Genomic DNA, 16694 nt, shown 5'->3' on the forward strand with positions numbered 1-16694 from the left:
GCACTCGGACGGACGCGAACCGCAGCCGCACGCCGTCGCGCCGACGACTCACCACCCGCCGTCGGCACGACCGCACCGCTCCCCCACACTCTGTGCCCTTCCCGTCCGCCCTGGAGCCATCCGCCTCGTCTAAGGAGTGTGCGATGCGTCAAGGTGCTCTCCCCGTCGGCCTTCTGGTCGGCGGCCTCCTTCTCACCGGCTGCGGCGCCTCGCCGACGACGGGAACCGCCGGCTCCGCCGCCGACAAGAACCCCTACGCCGCGTACGAGTCCCTCACCGGCAAGGAGCGCACGGACAAGCTCCTCGCCGACGCCAAGAGCGAGGGCGGCGTATTGGACCTGTACACCTCCAACACCGACATCCAGGACCTCGTCGACGGGTTCCAGAAGGCCTACCCGGGAATCAAGGTCCACGCCTTCCGCGCCAACTCCGAGACAGTGCTGCAGCGTGCACTGCAGGAGAACCAGGCGAACAAGCCACAGAACGACGTCATGGACACCAACGACCTCGAACTGCGTGCCTTGGACGGCCAGCACCTGCTCCACGCCTACGAGGGACCCGCCGAAGCCGGTCTGAAGGACGCCGCGAAGAGCCTCGGCGGATGGACGGCCGAACGGTTCAACGCCTTCGTGGTCGGCTGGAACACCGACCAGGTCACGGCGGGCCAGGAACCGAAGGACTTCGCCGACTTCGCCGACCCGAAGTGGAAGGGCAAGCTCTCCGTCGAGGTCGGCGACTGGGACTGGTACGCGTCGATGCACACGTACCTGACCGAGGAGAAGGGCATGAGCCCCTCCGCCGTGGACACCCTGTTCAAGAAGATCGCCGCCAACGTCAAGGTCGTCAAGGGCCACACTGTGCAGGGTGAATTGCTCAGCGCCGGCCAGTTCGCCGTGGCCCTCTCGGTCTACAGCCACACCGTCGACAAGGCGGCCAAAAAGGGCGCGCCCGTGGCCTGGCGGCCCGCCGTCGAGCCGGTGATCCTCCGCCCCAACGGCGTGGCGCTCATGGCCCGCCCACGTCACCCGGCCGCTGCCCTGCTGTGGACCGACTGGGTGCTCACCGAGGGCCAGAAGATCATCGCCGAGTCGCTGCGGATCCCGGCTGCCAAGAGCGTGCCCGGCTACAAGGACCCGATCCCGGCCGGCACCACCACCTACAGCCTCTCGAAGACCGCCGAGACCGACACCAAGAAGTGGAACACCGCCTACGACGCGCTGCTGCGTGGCGTCCCCACGGCGGGCTGACCGCACTCCCCCTTCACGCCCTTCTCCAGGAGAGCACCGCATGAGGACCCGTAACACCACCCTCGCCCTGGCCGGACTACTGGTCGCGGCCGCCACCACCGGATGCGGCAGCGCCGTCACCACGGCGTCCAACGCCAAGGCGGACGGCACCTACGCGCAGATCGCCGCCCTCCCCAAGGACCAACAGGTCGCCAAAGCCAAGGAGCTCGCCCAGAAAGAGGGCAGAACTCTCTCCCTCTACACCTCGATGACCGCGGACATCGCGACCCCGGTCGCGCAGGCCTTCGAGAAGCAGTACGGCATCCACGTCAGCGTCTTCCGCGGCAACTCCGAGACCGTCCTGCAGCGGGCCCTGCAGGAGGCGCAGGCCGGCAAGGCCGGCGCTGACACGGTGGAGACCAACTTCCTGGAGATGACGGCCCTTTCCGACAACAACCTCCTGGCGGACTTCAACGGCTCCGCGCTCGACCAGGTGGAGTCGGCCGGCAAGTTCACCCACTGGACGGCGAGCCGGCTCAACGTCTTCCAGCCTGCGTGGAACACCGACCTGATCAAGCCCGCCGACGAGCCGCACAGCTGGGAGGATCTCGCCCTGCCCAAGTACAAGGGCAAGCTCACCCTCGAGGTCAGCGACAGCGACTGGTTCGAGAACGTCACCCAGTACTGGCTGGATCACGGCAAGTCGCAGGCCCAGGTGGACGCGCTGTGGAAGGGCATCGTCGCCAACTCCAAGGTGTCCAAGGGGCACACGACGATGATGCAGTTCCTCTCCGCCGGCCAGTCGCCGATGGAGGCGATGAACTACACCTACATCACGGACCGCGCCGCCGAGAAGGGCGCCCCCGTCACCCACCTGCCCCAGGGCGGGGTGTCGAAGATACCCGCCTTCGCCCGGCCCAACGGCGTCGGCATGATCAAGAACGCGCAGCATCCGGCCGGCGCCTGGCTCTTCTACAACTGGCTGCTGACCGACGGCCAGAAGGAACTCGTCAAGCTCGGGCTCACGCCGTCGACGAAGGTCCCCGGGGACAAGAGCCTCAACGGCCTCACCCTCGTCCCCTTCGACGTCAAGGGCCTCAGCAAGGACGACGGCTCCTGGGACAAGAAGTACGACGCGCTGCTGCGCGGCGCCGCCACGACGGGGAGCTGACCACCGATGACCCTCGCACCCACGTCCACGACCGCCCGGGACGACGGCCCCGAAGCCCGTCCCGGACGCACACCACAGCCCGCGGAGGACCGCAGGGCGCACCGGCTGCTGCGCCTGCTGCGGCGCCCGCTGTCTCTGCAGGGCCTGCTGGTCGGCGGCGCCGTCGTCGTGGTCGGATACCTGGCGATCGTGCCCCTGGGCTACCTGGTCCACGACACCTTCCTCAGCGCCGACGGCAGCGGCCTCTCCTTCAACGCGTTCGCACGTGCCTACGGCGGCAATTCGCAGTCCGGCGAGATGATGCTGAACTCGCTGTGGTTCGCCCTCGGTTCGGCCGCCCTCGCGCTCGTCCTCGGCACGGCCCTGGCGTATGTGCAAGTACGGACGGACACCCCGTTCAAGGGGCTGTTCTTCGCGGCGTCGCTCGTGCCGCTCATCGTGCCGGGCATCCTGTACGCCACCTCGTGGATCTTCCTCGGTGATCCATCGAGCGGGCTTCTCAACTCACTCGTCTTCAAGCCCCTGTTCGGCTCCTCCCCGGTCAACATCTACAGCGTCTGGGGCATGATCTGGGTGCAGGGGCTGCACCTCGCGCCGGTGGCGTTCCTGCTGATGGTGGCCGCCTTCCGGGCGATGGATCCCTCGCTGGAGGAATCCGCCGCCATGTCGGGGGCGAACCGCCTCACGGTTCTGCGCCGGGTCACGGTTCCGCTCCTGCGGCCCGCCATGATCTCCGCGGCACTGCTGATGTTCGTGCAGTCCCTGGAAAGCTTCGAGGTGCCGGGACTGCTCGGACTGCAGAACGGCGTCTATGTGTTCACGAGCCGGATCTACTTCGTCCTGCGGGCCTACCCCATCGACTACGGAGCCGCCGGCGCCTACGCCATCGGACTGCTGGTCATCGCGGCGGTCGGCGTACTGGTCTCCAGCTGGCTCCAGCGCTCCTCGCGCAACTTCCAGACGGTGACGGGCAAGGCGTTCCGGCCGCGCCCGGTCGAGCTGGGCCGGGCGCGGCCGTTCGTGGGCGCCGGAGTGATCCTCTACTTCCTGCTCACAGTGGTCCTGCCGGTCGCCGTCCTCGTGTACGCCTCGCTGCTCAAGTACTACGCCGCACCGACCCGCAAGACCCTCAGCCAGATGAGCTTCGCCAACTACCGTGCCGTCTTCGACATGCCGCTGGCGTTCACGGCGCTTAAGAACTCGCTCATCGTGGGCGTGGGCGCCGCGACAGCGGTGATGCTCCTGACCGCGATCGTCTCCTGGGTGGTCCTGCGCACCAGGGCCCCCGGGCGACGGCTGCTCGACCTGCTGGCCTTCACCCCCATCGTGATCCCCGGTCTCGTGCTCGGTCTCGCGCTGTCGTTCGTCTATCTGCGGATGTCGCTGCCGATCTACGGCACGCTGCTCATCCTCCTGGTGTCGTACTGCACGCGTTACCTGCCGTACGGCATGCGGTACTCCTCGTCCGCGATGGCACAGATGTCACCCGAGCTCGAGGAGTCGGCGGCGGTGTCCGGCGCCTCGTGGTTCCAGACCTTCCGCCGTGTGCTGCTGCCGCTGATGAGCGGCGGCATCCTGGCCGGCTGGGTCTACATCCTCGTCGTGTCCTTCCGTGAGCTGTCCAGCACGATCCTCCTGTACAGCCCCGGCAAAGAGGTGCTGTCGGTGCTGATCTGGGAGCAGTTCGAGAACGGCCAGTTCACCACCCTGGCCGCCCTGGGCGTCTGCATGGTCGTCCTGCTCGTCGTCCTCGTCTCCATTGCCTACCGCCTGGGTGCCCGTTTCGGGCTGCAGAGCGACTCCGCGAACTGATCGAAGGGACCTTCAGCAATGTTGACGGTCGAATCCCTCAAGAAGAGCTACGACGACACAGCCGGGCGTTCCTCCGGCCGGCGATCCGACGCGGGGACGCGTGTGTTCGCCGTCGGCGGGGTCGACTTCGAGGTGCACGACGGCGAGTTGTTCACGCTGCTCGGCCCCTCCGGCTGCGGAAAGACCACCACCCTGCGCTCCGTCGCGGGCCTGGAACGCCCGACGGAGGGCCGGGTGACACTCGGCGGGCGCGTGCTGTTCGACTCCAAGCACGGTGTCAACATGCGCGCCAACCAGCGCGGACTCGGCATGGTCTTCCAGTCGTACGCCATCTGGCCGCACATGTCGGTCTTCAAGAACGTGTCGTTCCCGCTGGACGTGATGCCCCGCGCCAAGCGCCCCGGCCGCAAGGAGATCGAGGACCGTGTCGGCCAGGTCCTCGAAGTCACCGAGCTCGGCGCCTACGCGGCCCGGGCCGCCACCAAGCTCTCCGGCGGCCAGCAGCAGCGACTGGCCCTGGCCCGCGCCCTGGTGACCAGGCCCGAGCTGATGCTGCTGGACGAACCGCTGTCCAATCTGGACGCCAAGCTGCGCGAGACGATGCGGTTCGAACTCAAGCGCCTGCAGCGGGAGCTGAATCTCACCGCGATCTACGTCACGCACGACCAGTCCGAGGCGCTGGTGATGTCGAACCGCATCGCGGTGATGAACCAGGGCCGCATCGAACAGATCGGCAAGCCCCGCGAGATCTACACCAAGCCGGCCACGCGGTTCGTCGCCGAGTTCATCGGCACCTCCAACTTCATGGAGGCGAAGGTCGTCTCGGTCTCGGGCGGTGAGGTGCAGGTGGACGCGGCACAGGGGCGCCTCGTGGCACATGGGGTGGAGGCGCCGCCCGCGGTCGGTGACACGGTGCTCATCTCGATCCGGCCCGAGTGCGTCGATCTGTCCCGTGAGCGGCGGGGCGATGTGCCCAACGAGTGGTCGGGTACGGTCCTCACCCGCGCCTTCATGGGCGACGTCGTGGACCACATCGTGGGTGTGGGCGATCTGGAGGTCCGCAACCGTTCCAATCCCAACCTGTCGATCCCGCCGGGAACCGAAGTGCACTTCTCGGTCGCCCCGGACAAGGTGACCCTCGTCCCGGTCGACTGACCGATGGCGATACCCGAAGTACTGCGCAACCGGGACTTCGACCTCTACTGGGGCGGCGTCGTCTTCTCCCAGATCGGGACCAGGGGCGCCGTCGCCGCCAACCTCTACCAGGTCTACCAGCTCACCGGCTCGACCGCGCAGGTGGGACTCGTCGGTCTCGCCCAGGCGGTGGCCCTGCTGGTGCTGTCGCCGGTCGGCGGGATCTACGCCGACCGACTGGACCGCCGACGCCTGCTCCAGGTCACTCAGGGCGTCGCACTGCTGGTGTCGGCGGCCCTCGCCGCGATCACCCTGGCGGGCGCCGCCACGGTGTGGTCGGTCGTGGTCTCGTCGCTGCTGGCGACGGCGGCCGCGACGTTCGACCAGCCCGCGCGGCAGGCGCTGATCCCGGCGATGGTGCCGCGCGAACGTCTCGTCGAGGCGTTCGCGCTGCTCAACCCGTCTCGGGAACTGGCCATTTTGGTGGGCCCCGCGTTCGCGGGTGTGCTGATCGCCGTCGGCGGCCCGGGGGCGGTGTACGTCTTCGACGCCGTCACCTACGCCGCTCTCGTCGCCGTCCTCGCCCTGCTGCGGGTGCCTCCACTGGCGGGCGGCGGCGAGCGGCGGTCCCTGCTGGGAAGCCTGCGCGAGGGCGTGCGCTACGTGGCGGAACGGCCCGTGGTCTGGCAGTTGATGGGCCTGGACATGACCGCCACGGTGTTCGGCGCCTACCGGGTGCTGCTGCCCGCCTTCGCCGCGGACGTCCTGCATGTGGGCGCCACCGGCTACGGACTGCTGTCCGCGGCCCCCTCGGCAGGCGCGCTGATCGGCTCGGTATGGGTGTTCCGGCTGGTGCGCACGGCACGCGCCGGCAGGATCGTGCTCTGGGGCACGGCGGCGTACGGCCTGGCCGTGGTGGGCCTGGCCCAGTCGCGCACCTTCCCGGTGGCGATCGCCATGGCCCTCGCCCTGGGGGCGGCGGACGCGGTCGCGACCACCGTCCGCCATGCCGCGGTCCAGGTGGAGACGCCGGACGAGCTGCGCGGCCGGGTCTCCGCCATCTACCAGATGTGTTCGCGCGGCGGTCCGGCGATCGGCGATTCGGTGATGGGCCTGGCCGCCGGCGCGCTCGGCCCGGTTCTGGCACTGACCCTCGGCGGTCTGGTCCCTGCCGCCGTGTCGGGCGCGAGCGCGGCCCGCAGCCGCACGGTACGCGAGTACAGCGTCCCCACAGCCCAGCCGGCCACCTCCTGATCCTCCGACTCCGTGTGCATTTCGTCCTGTTGGGAGACACGCTTGAGTACGCACACCACGACCGAGGTCACTCACTACCACGTACAGAAGCGCCGACGAGCCGCCTTCATCGAGGAGTGGCGGAAGAACCAACGCACCGTCGTCGCCCTCGAGGACGTCAAGATGCACCCCACCGAGCGGGGCAGCCGCGTGGGCGTCTACGTCGGAGCCGACGGTGACCGGCCCACCCGAACCATGGACGCTCTGGCCCATGAACTGGACTCAGGGACCGTGACGACGCTGCACCGGCACTCATGGGACGCCATGGTGTTCGTGGTGGCCGGCCGGGGCTGGACCGAGATCGACGGCAAGCGCATCGACTGGGGGCCGGGCGACTCGCTGCACCTGCCTGCCTGGTCCTGGCACCGCAGCGGCAACGAGGGCGAGACCACAACGCGCTACCTCACCTTCTCCAGCGCGCCGCTGCTGGAGACGATGGGCATGGCCGTCCTCGAGGACGCGGGCCACACCCCCGTGTCCGAACTGCCGCCGCGCCCGCCGTTCTCGCCGGGCCGTGACGGTGCCGACCCGTACGCGACGCGGCTGCGGCGACTCGCCCGCGACCAGGAGGCACGCCGCTCGGGCCGACTGCACACCAGCTGGGACGAGCTGGAGCTGCGCAACACCCCGCGCGGCACGCGCACCACGTTCCTGCTGGACCGCGCCATCGGCTACCAGGCCTCCGGCATCACGATGGCGATGTTCGAGATCGCTCCGGGCCGGGCCCAGTCGATGCACCGGCATCCCGGCGAGGCGTGGCTGTATGTCGTCGAGGGTAGCGGCGAGAGCTATCTGGGCACCGAGCCGGAAGGCGTCGAGCGGCACCCCTGGAAGAAAGGCGACATCATCGTCGTCGACCACTTCCTGTGGCACCAGCACATCAACTCCGCAACGGACCGCACGGCCAAGGTGGTGCGGATCCATATGTTCGACAGTCTGCTGGAGACGATGCGCGCCCTGTGCGATCCGCTGGTGCTGTTCGAAGAGCCGCCGGAGCACATCCGGGACGCGCAGGCCGGTGACCCCACGACCGTCCAGTGGCCGGCGCTCACGCGCCCCACCTGGCCTTGAAGGCTCCCCTCCCTGAAGGGAGGGGATTCTCCACCCTCCAGGGCTGCGGGGATTTACGGCTCAGGCTGCCTCTGGGTCCACCGGACCAAGAGGTCTTACGCCCTCAGCACCGTCCGGGTTCCAACCTGCCCGGACCAGCATCACGCGGGCGGAGTTCTTATCCCTGGGGGACACAGCTCCGCACACGGTGCAGGCATACGTTCTCATCGAGAGAGGGAGTGCGTGCTTGGTTCTCGCTCCGCACTGCGCACAGTCCATCGTGGTGTGCGCCGGGTGCACCAGACGGACGTCTCGCGCGTGCTTGCGGCCCATCTCGACCAGGGCACGCTTCGTCGCCGCGATGGCGGCATCCGCCGCCTTGCGGGCCATGGTGGTCTTCGCGAGGAACTTCGGCCGGAAGTCCTCCACCGCAACCCCGTCATGACCGCGCATCACACCCTTGGCCCACTTGCGGCCGGTGTCCTCCCGCTGCCGAGCCACCTTCTTGTTCAGCTTCGCGGCCTGTGCCTGCGCCTGCCGGTAGCCGGCGGATGCGGGCTGTCCCTTCGGCCGGCGCCGCCGGGCCATCATCCGCTGGTACTTCGCAAGCCGCTGCGCGGCCCGCCTGCCGTGCTCGGCGTTCGGGAGGTCGTAGGCGTCATCGGTGGTGGTGGCGGTCTCCTTCACACCCCAGTCCACGCCCAGGAAGCGGCCGGTCTCAGAGAGCGGCTTAACCTGAGCCGGGAGGACGAAGGACGCGTGCCAGTGGCCGAGGCTGTCCTGGTACACGCGCACACTGGACGGATCCGCGGGCAGCTCCCGCGATCACACCACGCTCACCACGATCCCGCCCGCAAGGTGCAAACGACCGTCCTTGATACGAAAGCCGCGCCGGGTGTAGTTCAGGCTCGGCCGCGCCTCCCGCTTCTTCTTCCACCTGGGCATCCCGGCCCGGCGATGCGTCGCAACCCGGTCCCTGAGGTCCTTGAGGGCCTTGGCGCGGGACGTGGCGAAGTCGCGTATCACCTGCTGCTGAGGCACGCTCGCGCCCTCACCCAGCCACGGCATCCCCCTGCGGGCCTCGGTCAGCATCTTGTCGAGCTGAGCCGGACCACACGTCAGCTTCTCACCGCCCGCTTTGCTCCGCACGTGGACCTGCTTGGACTTGGCCACGCATTCGTTCCAGATCCAGCGGCAGCGATGCCACTCGGCTTCGAGCCCGCGCCTGGCCGTGTTCGACAGGCGCACACGGAAGGTGTACCGGGCATGCCCGCTGTCCTTCGCGGTCGCTTCTGTCGTCATACATCCGAACCTACCCGGGAGGACTGACAGTTGAGAGTTCTCGATCATCGTGGGCGACAGCACCGCCGCACGGGGTCGACACCGGATCGCCCTGACGGCGATCCGGCTATCCCCGCCCTGCTCCGCAAGAGCACGATTCCTCCCTGGCCTGAAGGCTGGCGCATCCTCGGGGGAACCCGGTGAACGGGGGCCGCAAGCGGTGAGCACTGCATTGCCGCACGGCGTGGCCGGGATCCATGCGCTGCCCGCCGACCACCATGACGGACCGTGGGACTCGGTGATCATCGACCCACGCGTCAAGGAGAGGCTGCTCGCGACCGCCGTTCTCGTGCTCAGGCACGGGCGGCGGCTCGCGGGTTCGCCCGTGGCGCCGCACGGTCTGGTCGTGCTGGCCGGACCGCCCGGCACCGGCAAGACGACGCTGGCCCAGGGGCTCGCGCAGGCCGCCGCCCGCACTCTGGCCCCGCACGGTGCGACGACGCTCGTCGAGGTCGATCCGCATGCCTTCCCCAGCGAGATGCTGGGCGAGAGCCAGCGCGCCGTCTCACGGCTGTTCCGCGAGACGCTCCCGGAGCTGGCCGCACGCCGGCCCCACACCCTGGTCCTCGTCGACGAGGTCGAGGCGCTCGCGGTTCGGCGCCACGCTGCGTCCTTCGACACCAACCCGGTCGATGTCCACCGGGCCACCGACGCCGTGCTCAGTGGTCTGGACTCGTTGCGGGCGCAGCGCCCCGGCACCCTGCTCGTCGTCACGACGAACTTCGCCGAGGCCGTCGACGAGGCGTTCCTCTCGCGCGCCGACCTCGTCGTGCACACCGAACTGCCCGACGATTCGGTGGTCCCGCTGATCGTGGCCGACTCGCTGCGCGGGCTGGCGGCGCAGTGGCCCGAACTGGCCACGCTGGCCGAGGACACGGCCGTGCACCAGCGGGTGGGCAAGCTGCTGACCGGTCTGGACGGCCGCCGGATCCGCAAAACCGTGCACGGGGCACTGGCACTGCGCCTCGAAACGGCCCGGGAGCCAGCCCTGTTGAGCGTCGACGACCTCGTCACCGCCGCGGAGGAGGCCGCGTCGGCGCGCCCGTGACAGGCACGCGCTAGGGATGACTTCGGCCCCACACCCAGTGACTGAGCGGGTGTGGGGCCGAAGTGTTCCGGTCCGTCAGGCGTTCTGCCCGGCGTGGTACTCGGGAGCGTCCTCCATGAAGTGCACCGTGTCGTACCCGAGGTGCTTGAAGACGCGGTTCTGCGCCGACAGCAGTCGCAGCGGCGTGCCGTCGTAGGAGAAGAGCTGGCACACGTGGTTCTGCGGCACATACAGCGTGTCGCCCTTGGTGATCTCGTGTCGGGTCGGCTCCAGGGCGACCCGCGCGTAGTACTTCTCGGCGATCTCCGCCTCGACCTCCCACTGGAGGGCGTACCCGCTGCCGTCGAGGACGTAGTACACCTCGTCGGCCATCTTCCAGTACTTGCCCGAGCGACTGCCGGCGGGGATGTCGAGCTCGAAGGCGTCGATGGAGAAGATGCGGGCGTCGGTGCGTTCCGGTGAGGACATCACCCGGACGCGGCCGAGCGGGGTGTTCTCCCAGGTGGTGTCGGCCAGGGAGATGACCTTCTTACGATCTGTGACGCCGGATGTCCAGATCCGGGACCAGTCCTCACGGGGCCCGAACTCGGCCTCGCGCTCGACCGGGCCGCTGCGGCCCTGCTGCCACAGGCCCATGAACATCCAGGTGCTCTTGGCCTTCACCACCAGGGCGGTGGCCGTCTCGTCGTAGGGGTTGAAGTGGCGGTGTACCGAGTCGGCGTGGACGAAGACGAGGTCGTCCTTGGTCCAGTCGTAGCGCTGGTCGTCGTGGATCTCGTAGCCCCGGCCCTGGAGGATGTAGAAGGCCGCCTCGTTCTGGTGTCCGTGCCCGTGGTTGCTTGACTCGGGCGGCAGTTCGACGAAGTGGACCTGGATCGTCTGGGTGAGGAAGTCCTCGTCCCCGGGTCCGACCCGCCACCACGTCCGGGACTTCTCGCTGTCGCCCGAGTGCGCCACCTTCGCGTCGTCGACGACCACGGAGTCGTCGCGGACCCGCTGGACGGCGAGCTGTCTGCGGCGGTACTCACCGAGCCCGTACGTCTCCGAGGTCAGGCCGCGGACGAAGACTCGTCCCTTCTTGCCCATGGTGCCTCCTGTGATGGCCGAAGCCTTTCAATCGCCTTATGGTCTAACCATAATGCCTTCACGGGGAGCACAAAAGAGCCCCGGGCCCAACAGGACCCGGGGCATGGCACTTTCGGGATCACCTGCGCCGGCCGTCGCCCTTCACTCTGGACGCGGTCCGCTGCAGGTGCGTACGCATGATCTCCGTCGCGGCCTCGGCATCACGCGCCGCGATCGCCTCGACGAACTTGCGATGCTCCTTCGATCCGCGGTGCCCCATTTGCGGCTCGATACTCTGCGCCTCACGCAGACTCATCAGCAGCGGGCCGTGGAAGGACTGGACGAGCATCTCGATCGCGCCGTTGTGCGTGCAGGCGGCGACGCGGGTATGGAAGTCCGCCGACATCTCCATGTCGTACCTGTCCTGCTTGACGGCCTCCGCATGCTCGTCGCACAGGGCGCGGAGCGCGTCGAGGTCCTCTTCGGTGGCTCGCTCGATGATGAGGGGCACGATGCCGAGCTCGAAGACGAGGCGGGCCTCGGTGACCTCGGTGGCGGTCAGCGGCGACAGCGACAGCAGGTCAGCGAGCCCCTCACCGACCCGCCGCGACGACGGCGCCGTCACGAACGCGCCGCCTCGGGCACCGAGCCGGATCTCGACGAGCCCGCTGGCCTCCAGGCTGCGCAGCGCCTCACGCACGGTCACACGGCTCACCCCGAACTGCGTGCACAGCTCGCGCTCACTGGGCAGCCGGTCACCGGGCTGCAGGCGCTCCTCCTTCAGGAGCATCCGAATCTGGTCGACGATCAGCTGCGAGACACGGCTCGAGGAGACCGTCTTGAACAGCCCCTCGGCCGGGGCGGCCGCCTTGACGGGGTTCTCGGCTCCGGTCTCAGCACGCTGAGCCTGGCTGGGTCGCGATGGCATGAGCGCATTGTCCCATGACCAGGAGCTTTATTGACGCCCTTCGTCGCAATGGCTTAAAGTCATACCAACAGGCCAATGGAGTGGACGCATCCAAGGGGTGGGCGAATCCAGGTGGAGTCCTACGAAGCCCTTCGTGAACGCGTCGCCGTCGCCTGCCGCGTACTCGCTGTCACCGGCCTCGTCGAGCACATCCTGGGCCACGTGAGCGCCCGGACCGGCCCGGACACCCTCCTGATCCGCGGACGCGGACCCGCTGAGCGCGGGCTCGCCTTCACGGTCGTCGACGACGTGCAGGAGGTCGGCCTCGACGGCACGGGCTCGGCCCCCTCCGGATGGAAGGCGCCGAGCGAACTGCCCATCCACACCGAGATTCTGCGCTCACGGCCGGAGGTCACGGCCGTGGTGCACGCCCATCCGCCCGCCGTGGTCGCCGCGTCCGTGGCTGACCTGCCCTGGCTTCCGCTCGTCGGCTCCTACGACATACCGGCGGCCCGGCTCGCCCACGACGGCATCCCCGTCTGGCCCCAGTCGGCCCTGATCCGCCGGCGTGACCTGGCCGAGAAGATGGCGGACTGCCTCGGGGACCGTCCTGTGGTCGTACTGCGGGGGCACGGACTCGTGGCCGTCGGCACCGGCGACCCCGCCCATGCCGTCGCGGAAGCCGTCACCCGGGCCCTGGCGGTGGACTCCCTGGCACGCATGACCCTGGCCGTGGCCGCCACCGCCGCGCCCCTGCGCCCGATTCCCGACGAGGACATCGAGGAACTGCCCGACCTCGGACCGGCGTTCAACGTGGCGGCGATGTGGCGCCACCTTGCGGCCCGCGCGGAGCACGAAGGCCCGAGCACACCCCTGCGCCCCTGAACGGCCCGCGTGACCAGCCCGGCCCCGGGCCCGCCCCCTCCCCGCACGGCCGAACGGAGGATCATGCTCGTCCTGAACAACGAGGTCACGGCCGCCGTGCTCACGATGCCCGACGTGGTAAGCGCTCTCGAGGAGTCGTACCGGGACCTGGCCGCCGGCATCGGCGTGTGCCGCCCGCGCATCGACCTGTCCCTGCCCGTGGACGACGAGCGCGTCTACCAGTGGGGGACGATGGAAGGCGGCTCGGCACGCAGCGGCTATGCGGCCATCCGGATGAAGTCGGACGTGCTCACCGAAGCCGGTCCCCCGGGCGGTCGCACCCAGGAGAAGTACTGCGTGCGCCCCGGGATGTTCTGCGGTCTGGTGCTCCTGCTGGACGCCCGCACCGGCGAGCCCGTCGCGCTGCTGAACGACGGGCTGCTGCAGCACCTGCGCGTGGGTGCCGACTCGGCCATCGGCGTGCGTCTCGGCGCCCGCGAGGACGCCCGCGTGCTGGGCCTGCTCGGCTCCGGCGGCATGGCGCGCAGCCACATCGAGGCCTTCCTCACCGTCCGCCCTCTGGAGCGGGTCCAGGTCTACAGCCCCACCCGGTCCCACCGCGAGCGCTTCGCCGCACAGATGCGGGAGTTGCACGGCGTGGAGGTGGTGGCGGTCGATGATCCCGAGACCGCCCATCACGGCGCCGACCTCGTGGCCGGCTGCACCGACGCGGTCGGCGACGTCGTCCTGGGCCGCCACCTGCGCCCGGGCACGCACGTCACCTGCATCGGCGGACGCCCCGATGCTCACGCTCGACAGCGCTTCGACGTGTGGCTGCGGCTCGGCAGTGCCAGCGTGCCCTCGTCGGCGCCCGACTGGGCCACCGACGACGAATACGTGACCTATCGGGCCCGCCCGGAAGCCGCCGTCTGGGACCACCACCAGCACGGCAGAGGATCGCGCCGGCCCCCCAGCGGGACACGGGTGGTCCGACTCGACGCCGTGCTGGCCGGGCGCGCCCGCGCGCGGGACGACGACCGGCAGGTGACGTTCTCCGAGCGCGGCAACATCCAGGGCGCCCAGTTCCACGCCCTCGCGGCGATCGTCTACGAGCGGGCCCGTGAGCGCGGCCTGGGCCACGAGATCCCCCGTGAGTGGCTGTTGCAGGACATCCGGGACTGACCGTTCCTGACTAAGGACTGAGCATGAGGTGCACGGGCTCAGTCGGACGCTCCGAACGGTGTTGGGCGTCCTGGTCTCCCGCGTCCGCGCCGCGTCTGGTCCCAGTGGATCGTGTCCGTGGTCCGGGGATGCGGGGGCGGGTTCCCTCACGCCCTGGGGCGCCGTGTCCGGCCTGGGCGGTCCGATGCTCCTGTCCATCGCTCTGGTGGGCAGAAGGCGGTGCCGTCCGTCGCCGGATGCGGTGCCCCAGGGCGCGCCTGCCGATCGCGATGCTCGCGCCATCGTGACGGCTGGGTTTCCTGGTCGTGTGGGTGAGGGGCTTTTGCCAGTGCTGGGCGCCCCACCTGCTGGTGTAGGCGGGGTCGACGGCGATGATGGGGATGCCGAGTTCGGCCGCCATGCTGACGAGCCGGGCCCGCAGCCTGGACACGGGCATGCCGGAGATCACCTGCCTGAACCGCTTCCTGCGCCCGTCCCTCTCCCGGGCTTTCTCCGCGCTGAAGTCGAGGTCTTCGACCGCGATCGACAGGCCGTGGCGTTCGGCCCAGTGCAGGAGCCGGATCAGTGCATTCGACGCAGGAGATTCTGCGTGCTTCGAGAGGGAATGCCAGACGTTGGGGCCCGGGCCTGAGTGAGGTGGCTCGGGCTGGGGGGAAGAGGGGGTACGCAGTTGATCAGGAGTTTGCGGTGGGGCCTGTCCGGCGTCCTTCTCAGCGCGGCGTTCTTCGGCTCGTGGGGGTTGTGCGCCCTGCTCTTCCCGGGACTTGGTCAGGACGTCGCGCTCTCGCTGGCTGGCCTGGCCACCGCGGTCGTGTCATTGCCGCTGGGGGTGTGGGCCGGCAACCAACGGCCTTCAGTGCGTGACGCGAGCAGACGGTTCAACCGCGGTCGCCTTGATACCAATGGGCGAGGTCAAGTGGTCGTTGGGGAGATCCCGCGTGAGCCTCCCGCCTATCAGCAACGGCTGGACCTTCGCCAACAACTGGTCGACATACGAGGGATCGCCGTCGTTACGGCCGTGACCGGCAGCCGTGGGATTGGAAAGACGCATCTGGCTGCGGGATTTGCGCGCCACTGCATCGCCCAGGGCTGGCCGCTTGTTGCGTGGATCGTCGCCGAGGACGAGAACCAGGCGATGGCCGGAATGGACAGGCTGGCCCGGGCACTGGGTCTGACCGCGCGCCAGGACGACTCGCTCACGGCCGCCCGCAAGGCTCGGGCCTGGCTGGAGGTCGACGCCGGGGCGCGCAGCCTGCTGGTCTTCGACAATGTGCCCGATCCGGAGGCCGTGCGACGGTGGCTGCCTGCAGCCGGGGCCGCCCACGTCATTGTGACCAGTACCAGCCATGCCTGCGAGGACCTTGGTACTCCGGTCAGGGTCGAGGCCTTCTCCCTTTCCGAGTCGGTCGCCTTTCTGCACCAGCGAACCGGTCTTGACGAGGATGCCGACGCCCAGGCACTAGCCGAGGAAGTCGGCTGTTTGCCCCTCGCGTTGGGGCAGGCTGCCGCGGCCATCCGGACTCAACGTCTTTCCTACCGGACGTTGCTGGAGCGCATCCAGAGCATGCCCATGGACAGGCTGCTGCTGACCAGCCCCGGCGACCACTATCCGGATGGCGCCGCCCAAGCCGTCCTGCTGGCCCTTCGCACCGTAGAGGACGCCGACCCGCTTGCCCGTACGCTGACCGGAGTCGTCATGGTGCTGTCGGCGGCGGGGACCTTCAGCCCGGTATCGGATCCGCCCCACACCAGGGTGTGGCCGCCCCCACCGACGAGCTCCGCGCACTCGCGGGTCGGCCGGGTGCAGCGCTCGTCGAGGTCACTGGCGGAGAGGAAGACACCGATGTTCATCAGACTGGGTATGCGCGCGTCCGCCCACACGTGCGGACCATTGTCCAGACAAAGGACCGGACCACTTCGCGCCGAACGATCAGGCGGACCCCTGGACGCCGCCACGACCCGGCCGCCGGCAGCCGCACAGTTGCACCGCGAAGCCCGAGCGCCACCTCGCATGCTCGGGGCGCCACCCTCGGGAACGGGTCAGTGCTCCAGCTCCGTAGACCGCGATCTTGCCTTGTCCGCAGAATTGGCCCGGGAATCTGTCATAGAAATGGACCATACTCCGGTGCCACTGGGTCCGTAGCGTTGCAGGCATGAACACGAACGAAGCACACGGAAGCCCGCAGCGCCTCCCCGAGCACACGCCCCGTCTGGACTAGGTGAAGCTCGCCCCGGAAGCCTTCAAGGCCATGATCCGCCTGGACACGGGACCGTGACGGTCTTCCTGCGGCCTATGGGCGCCTTCCTCGGGTGCAGCATCGTTCCCTATGTGCTGGCCCCAATGGTCCGCGGCGGGGATGGGGCTTGGACGCCTGGTGTGGGGCCTGCGGGCTCCCTCGTCGATCGGCTACGCCGCGATCGTGCCCGCACGTTCCTGGCAACCCGTGTGAGGTGCGGGTGACAGCAAGCGGGGCGTCACCGGACGGCGGTGTTGCTGCCGTCGCCGTCAGCCGACGGTCCGTTGACCGCACCCGGCCCCGACGGGGTCCCGCCGGAGCAGGTCTGAGGGGCCGAGACCACCGCCGCAGCCACCGGCGGGGG

The 16694-nt window shown here is 69.2% G+C and carries 11 protein-coding genes and 4 pseudogenes; 10 read left to right on the top strand and 5 right to left on the bottom strand.

Features of this window, described 5'->3' with window-relative positions; translation table 11 throughout:
* Positions 1 to 143 precede the first annotated feature (143 nt).
* Genes ACQEXA_RS01275 through ACQEXA_RS01300 form a run of 6 tightly spaced genes read left to right on the top strand, consistent with a single transcriptional unit; the run spans position 144 to position 7707 of the window.
* Positions 144 to 1247: an ABC transporter substrate-binding protein gene (locus tag ACQEXA_RS01275; RefSeq protein WP_433128197.1), complete on the top strand. Its 1104-nt coding sequence runs from the start codon at positions 144 to 146 to the stop codon at positions 1245 to 1247.
* Between the two features lie 40 nt (positions 1248 to 1287).
* Entirely contained in the window at positions 1288 to 2397 is a 1110-nt protein-coding gene (locus tag ACQEXA_RS01280) for an ABC transporter substrate-binding protein (protein ID WP_432938217.1), read from the top strand.
* 6 nt (positions 2398 to 2403) lie between these two features.
* A complete protein-coding gene (locus tag ACQEXA_RS01285) occupies positions 2404 to 4209 on the top strand; it encodes an ABC transporter permease (RefSeq protein ID WP_432938214.1) in 1806 nt (601 codons plus the stop codon).
* An 18-nt stretch (positions 4210 to 4227) separates the two neighbouring features.
* Positions 4228 to 5364, top strand: coding sequence for an ABC transporter ATP-binding protein (locus ACQEXA_RS01290; RefSeq protein WP_432938211.1), 1137 nt, complete (start codon positions 4228 to 4230; stop codon positions 5362 to 5364).
* Between the two features lie 3 nt (positions 5365 to 5367).
* On the top strand, positions 5368 to 6597 hold the full coding sequence (locus ACQEXA_RS01295) for an MFS transporter (RefSeq protein WP_433128199.1): 1230 nt from the start codon (positions 5368 to 5370) through the stop codon (positions 6595 to 6597).
* 42 nt (positions 6598 to 6639) lie between these two features.
* Complete coding sequence (locus ACQEXA_RS01300; RefSeq protein WP_433128201.1) at positions 6640 to 7707, top strand: cupin domain-containing protein; 1068 nt, start codon at positions 6640 to 6642, stop codon at positions 7705 to 7707.
* A 60-nt stretch (positions 7708 to 7767) separates the two neighbouring features.
* On the opposite strand, the pseudogene ACQEXA_RS01305 reads toward ACQEXA_RS01300, so the two are convergent.
* Positions 7768 to 8988: pseudogene (locus ACQEXA_RS01305) on the bottom strand (RNA-guided endonuclease InsQ/TnpB family protein).
* Positions 8989 to 9187: 199 nt separating this feature from the next.
* On the opposite strand from ACQEXA_RS01305, the gene ACQEXA_RS01310 reads away from it, so the two are divergent.
* On the top strand, positions 9188 to 10075 hold the full coding sequence (locus ACQEXA_RS01310; RefSeq protein ID WP_432938205.1) for an AAA family ATPase: 888 nt from the start codon (positions 9188 to 9190) through the stop codon (positions 10073 to 10075).
* A gap of 75 nt (positions 10076 to 10150) precedes the next feature.
* Here ACQEXA_RS01310 and ACQEXA_RS01315 read toward each other — a convergent pair whose 3' ends face one another.
* Complete coding sequence (locus tag ACQEXA_RS01315) at positions 10151 to 11161, bottom strand: cupin domain-containing protein (protein WP_433128203.1); 1011 nt, start codon at positions 11159 to 11161, stop codon at positions 10151 to 10153.
* 118 nt (positions 11162 to 11279) lie between these two features.
* The gene (locus tag ACQEXA_RS01320; protein ID WP_432938200.1) at positions 11280 to 12068 is read right to left on the bottom strand and encodes a FadR/GntR family transcriptional regulator; all 789 of its coding nucleotides are present in this window, start codon (positions 12066 to 12068) and stop codon (positions 11280 to 11282) included.
* A 111-nt stretch (positions 12069 to 12179) separates the two neighbouring features.
* On the opposite strand from ACQEXA_RS01320, the gene ACQEXA_RS01325 reads away from it, so the two are divergent.
* Both ACQEXA_RS01325 and ACQEXA_RS01330 read left to right on the top strand, forming a co-directional pair.
* Positions 12180 to 12932, top strand: a complete 753-nt coding sequence (locus ACQEXA_RS01325) for a class II aldolase/adducin family protein (protein WP_433128205.1) — start codon at positions 12180 to 12182, stop codon at positions 12930 to 12932.
* A gap of 63 nt (positions 12933 to 12995) precedes the next feature.
* On the top strand, positions 12996 to 14093 hold the full coding sequence (locus tag ACQEXA_RS01330; RefSeq protein WP_432929769.1) for an ornithine cyclodeaminase family protein: 1098 nt from the start codon (positions 12996 to 12998) through the stop codon (positions 14091 to 14093).
* A 10-nt stretch (positions 14094 to 14103) separates the two neighbouring features.
* On the opposite strand, the pseudogene ACQEXA_RS01335 reads toward ACQEXA_RS01330, so the two are convergent.
* Positions 14104 to 14664 (bottom strand): annotated as a pseudogene (locus ACQEXA_RS01335) (IS200/IS605 family accessory protein TnpB-related protein); the annotation flags it as partial.
* Positions 14665 to 15009: 345 nt separating this feature from the next.
* Here ACQEXA_RS01335 and ACQEXA_RS01340 point away from each other — a divergent pair.
* Positions 15010 to 15600: pseudogene (locus ACQEXA_RS01340) on the top strand (NB-ARC domain-containing protein); the annotation flags it as partial.
* Between the two features lie 197 nt (positions 15601 to 15797).
* On the opposite strand, the pseudogene ACQEXA_RS01345 reads toward ACQEXA_RS01340, so the two are convergent.
* Positions 15798 to 15944: pseudogene (locus tag ACQEXA_RS01345) on the bottom strand (TIGR00730 family Rossman fold protein); the annotation flags it as partial.
* Between the last annotated feature and the right edge of the window lie 750 nt (positions 15945 to 16694).

Origin of the sequence: Streptomyces sp. CA-106110, from assembly GCF_050936285.1 — a bacterium.
GTDB lineage: Bacteria > Actinomycetota > Actinomycetes > Streptomycetales > Streptomycetaceae > Streptomyces.

Excerpts from the sequence above, each read along its gene's own strand:
- ACQEXA_RS01275 (WP_433128197.1), top strand. The coding sequence starts at position 144 with ATGCGTCAAGGTGCTCTCCCCGTCGGCCTTCTGGTCGGCGGCCTCCTT.
- ACQEXA_RS01280 (WP_432938217.1), top strand. The coding sequence starts at position 1,288 with ATGAGGACCCGTAACACCACCCTCGCCCTGGCCGGACTACTGGTCGCG.
- ACQEXA_RS01285 (WP_432938214.1), top strand. The coding sequence starts at position 2,404 with ATGACCCTCGCACCCACGTCCACGACCGCCCGGGACGACGGCCCCGAA.
- ACQEXA_RS01290 (WP_432938211.1), top strand. The coding sequence starts at position 4,228 with ATGTTGACGGTCGAATCCCTCAAGAAGAGCTACGACGACACAGCCGGG.
- ACQEXA_RS01295 (WP_433128199.1), top strand. The coding sequence starts at position 5,368 with ATGGCGATACCCGAAGTACTGCGCAACCGGGACTTCGACCTCTACTGG.
- ACQEXA_RS01315 (WP_433128203.1), bottom strand. The coding sequence starts at position 11,161 with ATGGGCAAGAAGGGACGAGTCTTCGTCCGCGGCCTGACCTCGGAGACG.
- ACQEXA_RS01320 (WP_432938200.1), bottom strand. The coding sequence starts at position 12,068 with ATGCCATCGCGACCCAGCCAGGCTCAGCGTGCTGAGACCGGAGCCGAG.
- ACQEXA_RS01330 (WP_432929769.1), top strand. The coding sequence starts at position 12,996 with ATGCTCGTCCTGAACAACGAGGTCACGGCCGCCGTGCTCACGATGCCC.